This window comes from Flavobacterium sp. Leaf359 (assembly GCF_001423985.1).
Lineage (GTDB): Bacteria > Bacteroidota > Bacteroidia > Flavobacteriales > Flavobacteriaceae > Flavobacterium > Flavobacterium lindanitolerans.
Map to the genome: position 1 here is coordinate 51960 of NZ_LMPW01000001.1, position 2334 is coordinate 54293.

Annotated in this window: 4 protein-coding genes; all 4 read left to right on the plus strand. The window is 28.5% G+C overall.

All coding sequences use genetic code 11. The features are described 5' to 3' along the window. Nucleotides 1-99 precede the first annotated feature (99 nt). Complete coding sequence (locus ASG38_RS00170) at nt 100-696, plus strand: hypothetical protein (RefSeq protein ID WP_056065413.1); 597 nt, start codon at nt 100-102, stop codon at nt 694-696. A gap of 3 nt (nt 697-699) precedes the next feature. Further along, nucleotides 700-1392, plus strand: coding sequence for a hypothetical protein (locus ASG38_RS00175; protein WP_056065417.1), 693 nt, complete (start codon nt 700-702; stop codon nt 1390-1392). A 162-nt stretch (nt 1393-1554) separates the two neighbouring features. Further along, on the plus strand, nt 1555-2073 hold the full coding sequence (locus tag ASG38_RS00180) for a hypothetical protein (RefSeq protein WP_157485939.1): 519 nt from the start codon (nt 1555-1557) through the stop codon (nt 2071-2073). 65 nt (nt 2074-2138) lie between these two features. Then, nucleotides 2139-2334: hypothetical protein (locus ASG38_RS18165; RefSeq protein WP_235498540.1), on the plus strand; the 196-nt coding region annotated here is incomplete at its 3' end.

The following is a 2334-nucleotide window of genomic DNA, read 5'->3' on the forward strand; positions in this document are numbered from 1 at the left end:
GCTATAATGCAATAAGTTATTTGAAAAAAAAATTGGATTTCAGCACATTGGCAATTCCAGTGGTTTTTATGCCAGAAACCCTAATTTTTTAAAGGCTCTATGATTGCTGCCGGAGGGAAATTTATTGATGGATTTAGGCAGGGAGTAATTACCAGCGGTTTGAACCATGTGGCCCATAATTTTAAAAGTTATTTGGATGAAAGAAGCTCTTTTAGAAGTAGATTTCATAAAGTAGATCCTGATGCAAAACCTGCAGTAAACATGAGTTCGGTAAAAGCACTTCTTAATGATGTTGATAACTTGGCGGAGATATATAAACTAGCAACATCCCCAGAAATTGAAATTGATATTACAAATGATTCTAAAAATAGATCTGCAAGTGCAGAATATTTTGATGAGACTAATACAATATCATTATATAGAGATGCTTTTAGATCTAATTATCAATTAGCAAGAACGTTGTTTCATGAGAGTTATCATGCTCTTCAATATACGTTCATTTTTAAAGGATATACACAAGTGGATAGAATTCGAATGAGTTATGGAGAAATATCTTATAATCATATGTATGGTACACAATCTCGTGGGTTAATGTTTTTAGAAAGAGAGGCTTATAGATTTGTGCAAAGATTAGGGGATGGGTCATCAGATACAGCTGCTGAAATTTTAAGATTAACTAAGCTACTCGACAAGTAAAATATGAAAAAAACATCGACATTATTACTCTTTTTATTTTTGATTTCCTGTAATAGTAAAAAGGGATTAGAACTCGAAATCATAAATAAACAAATTTACTCTTATGAAAGAAAGGGGATTAAATTTGATAATAACGACTCTATTTATTTAAAAAAATCTAAAAATATAATTTTATATAAACTAACAAATTATGATAATAAATCTTATTATTTTAATAGATATCTGAATTCAAAAATGCCGTTAGGAAAGGATTACCTATGGCTTGATAATGCATATATGATATTTTTAGATGAGAAAGATAATAGGATAACTATTAAAGACCATATTAAAGAAAGGTCAGAATGTGATCTTCTTGATGATGATAGAAAAAAAGCAATATTAAAAGGTCTTGATTATCCTGAATATGAGCTGAGTAGATTTTATTACGATCAGGCAAATTTTGTTATTCATCCATATGAAACCTTGTATTTTGAATGGTATGTCAATCTCCCTTATGGAAATCCTTTACAGTATTTATCAATCAATATTGAAAAAAATAAAGAATATTTTGCTAAAATTTTTATTTATAGCGACACCACAAATTATAAAAAAAATTTATCTAGGACTGATTTAAAAACCATAAATGAGAACGGATACGATATTTATCATGGAATCATAGAATCCAAAAATAAAGTGCCAATAAAAATTGTTGATTAAAACAGTTTTCTTTATATAGTCTTATAAAAAGGGGAAGCCTACATTGAACTGCAATATATTGGAAAAATTTAATGCCTCGCTGATATGAAAAACATAATTATTTGCTTCTTCTTTATAGGATGTGCAAAATATAATCGAAGTGAAATCCGATCCGATATAGATATGAAACTAACTAACACTTCCATAAAAGATAGCACTGATTTAAAAATAACCATAACCAACAATTCTCTAAAGAATTATTATCTTTTATATAGCAGTAAAAGTGTAAATGATATAATGAAAGAATTTAACAACAGTGGAGCTTTATATACCATAAGTGCGGTTATTGTTGACGATGAAAATTCAAGTATCGATCTTAAATTGTATGAAGGATCGTGTCCATACGATAGCCCAGTTCATACAACTAAAGATATTTTAAAGCTAAAACCCAAACAAAAAATAAAACTAAGCATCCCTTTCAGGATGAAAACGAACGTCTCTGAAGATTGTTATTACGGATATATGACTGATACGATGTTACCAGATAAACAGTACTACGTTTATGCATATTATTACATTGGTAACGAATATTTTAAAAATGCTTTGCCTAAAACCATTAAGGATTCTTTAGAGCAAATGGGTTATGAATTATATGAAAAGGAAATTGTTTCGAATAGGGTTCCTTTGATATTAAAAAAGTGAGGAACTATAAGTTCTTAAATAATGTTGAACTGCAATATATTGGAAAAATTTAATGCCTCGCTACTATGAAAAAGATAATTTTTATTTGCTTCTTCTTTATAGGATGTGCAAAATATAATCAAAAAGAGATTCGATCCGATATAGATATCAGGCTAACTAACACTTCAATAAAAGATAGCACTGATTTAAAAATAACCCTAACCAACAATTCTCCAAAGAATTATTATCTTTTATATAGCAGTAAAAGTGTAAATGATATAA